The sequence below is a fragment of the Candidatus Jordarchaeum sp. genome (assembly GCF_052745115.1).
Map to the genome: position 1 here is coordinate 1 of NZ_JBRAKS010000489.1, position 2,217 is coordinate 2,217.

At 38.5% G+C, this 2,217-nt stretch carries 4 protein-coding genes and 1 pseudogene; 3 read left to right on the forward strand and 2 right to left on the reverse strand.

The features are described from left to right. Positions 1-29 precede the first annotated feature (29 nt). The gene (locus ACUVXA_RS19955) at positions 30-644 is read left to right on the forward strand and encodes a hypothetical protein (protein WP_445873046.1); all 615 of its coding nucleotides are present in this window, start codon (positions 30-32) and stop codon (positions 642-644) included. A 13-nt stretch (positions 645-657) separates the two neighbouring features. On the opposite strand, the gene ACUVXA_RS19960 is transcribed toward ACUVXA_RS19955, so the two are convergent. Together ACUVXA_RS19960 and ACUVXA_RS19965 are read right to left on the reverse strand one after the other, a co-directional pair. Then, entirely contained in the window at positions 658-915 is a 258-nt protein-coding gene (locus tag ACUVXA_RS19960; protein WP_445873047.1) for a hypothetical protein, read from the reverse strand. A gap of 45 nt (positions 916-960) precedes the next feature. Further along, a pseudogene (locus ACUVXA_RS19965) lies at positions 961-1,355 on the reverse strand (HEPN domain-containing protein). Between the two features lie 214 nt (positions 1,356-1,569). On the opposite strand from ACUVXA_RS19965, the gene trxA reads away from it, so the two are divergent. Next, the gene (trxA, locus tag ACUVXA_RS19970; protein ID WP_445873049.1) at positions 1,570-1,896 is read left to right on the forward strand and encodes a thioredoxin; all 327 of its coding nucleotides are present in this window, start codon (positions 1,570-1,572) and stop codon (positions 1,894-1,896) included. An 11-nt stretch (positions 1,897-1,907) separates the two neighbouring features. Continuing rightward, positions 1,908-2,096 (forward strand): 4Fe-4S binding protein, encoded by a 189-nt coding sequence (locus tag ACUVXA_RS19975; protein WP_445873048.1) that lies wholly within the window; start codon positions 1,908-1,910, stop codon positions 2,094-2,096. Positions 2,097-2,217 lie beyond the last annotated feature (121 nt).

The following is a 2,217-nucleotide window of genomic DNA, read 5'->3' on the forward strand; positions in this document are numbered from 1 at the left end:
TTTTGTGATGCACGCAAGAGAGTGCAACAGTGAATAATCTAAATAAGTTGAGCAGTGCCTTAAAAACGAGGTATCCCGGCGTAGAGGTTAATTCACTAGCAGCATTACTTTCTTTAGCATCCAAAAATGGCAGAATTTACTATGAAGAAATAGACTGCGATAAAGAGGCAAAAGAAGACATTTTACTCCTAGCCTATAATCAGAGACTATTAATTCCAACGAGAATGTTGTCGAAATACAGTGCGTCGTTAGCTTGGGAGGACAGCATACTCACATTACAAGCGGGAGAAGTATACGAAATGCCGAATGTCATTCAAAATCTTGTTGCACACGCTGAGGAAACAGGAGAGTGGCGACCTGAATACGCCATCAAGAAGTACCTTGAAGATATCAGAGAAAGAGAGGCTGAAAACATTTTGAAACTTTTCTGTAAAATTAGAAGTGAAATAAGCAGTTCAAAAACTTCTTTTGCGGTCAAGAAAATCACTCCTCAGCTGCTCAGGGATATTTCGCAAAAGTTACAGTTAAAAACAAGTATAGACAAAATAATCGTTGAACTAAAGGCAGGAGGGGTAATAAGCCCATGCCTACGCAACTTTTCAAGAGATGGAATACTATACGAGGTTAACCCTTCGCTTTTGTAGTTTTTAAACGAAATTATAGTATCGAAATTCCTTCTCTTTCTATGGTTTTTATCCATCTGGAGTTCTTCATAAGTTCGTAATCTTTCTCAGACAGCATATGCAATTCAACTCTTGGAAGATTTATGTTCATCATTAAAGTTCTATACGCCTCATCCACGCTACATTTTTTCCCATCTACAACAACAAGCAAGTCAACATCGCTTGCTACAGTATGCTCCTTTTTGCATAGGACCCGAAAAGCACAATTTTTTCTATTCCAAGTCTTTCGCAAAATTCTAAAGCCGTCTCTCTTACTCTCTGAATGACTTCCTCCAAGCTAAATTTTGGATAAAATACCCCTCCTGCAGAACTCGAAGATCTCTTCTATGCATCCAATAAGCCTCTCCGCCTCCTTTTTGGCATATCTTCTCCTAGGGGAAGAAGATGAGCATTTGGGCATCTGGCTGGGATATATACTTTATCAAGTTCTAGCGCATACTCTAGCAGCTTGTCATCAACAATCATTCTTTCCTTTAAATTCTTCAACAAATCATACACAGAATGTCCCCACGCTTCGGCTCCTAATTTTTGAAAAACAGCCTTCAAAGCCTTTTCAGCTGACTGCTGTGCGGAAAACCAAGCCCAATCATAAAATCCACACCTTAAATCATTTTTAGCGTGATCAAGATCTCCTTCTGCTTGATCCAGCCAATCCTTACTTCTTTCTACCATAGTTTATAATGGATTAAACAGTTATATAAAGTTAGAAGTTTTCGTTTAAAACTTGATCGTGTAAAGTTTGATGAAAAAGTTAAAATATATTTTCTCCCTTTGCAAGAAACACAGAGGTGTTTAGTTGGAGGACGAAGAGGACAGGGAATTAGAAAGAATTAAAAGAGCAAAATTACGGGAGATTATAAAGAAAAGTGAGACTCCCAAAAAGACGATGGTGTTCAGTAAACCTATCACGGTGACTGACGTGACATTTAAGGAAATAATTCAGAGTCATCCGCTAGTGGTTATCGATTGCTGGGCACCTTGGTGTGGTCCTTGTAGCATGATCGCTCCAGTAATAGAGGAGTTGGCAAGAAATTATGCTGGGCAAATCCTATTTGGAAAGTTGAACGTGGACGAAAACCACGAAGTTAGCATGCAATACCAGATAATGGGCATCCCAACGCTATTGGTTTTCCAGAATGGTAAACTTGTAGATAGGATCGTCGGCGTAATGCCCAAGCAGTTATTGGAGCAGAAAATAACGCGCTACCTTTAGGACCGAAAAAATTGACTGTAGAGATGGAAATAAACTATGAAAAGTGCGTTGGATGTAAAGAATGTGTTAAAGCATGTAGCTTTGGAGTGATAGAATGGCTTGACGATATGCCTGTGGTGGTGAATCCTAAAAGCTGTAAGTTTTGTTTGGAATGTGAGAAGAAATGCCCCGTTAACGCAATAACTCATAAAGAAAAATAAACAAAACATTCAAATTGAAGTTAAAAACCTAAAAATTGGGGTGATAATGGATCAAAAATTGATATGGGCTTTTTTGGATAAGAAAAATGTTTTTGCTGTTGTTGGGGCTAGTCGTGATCTT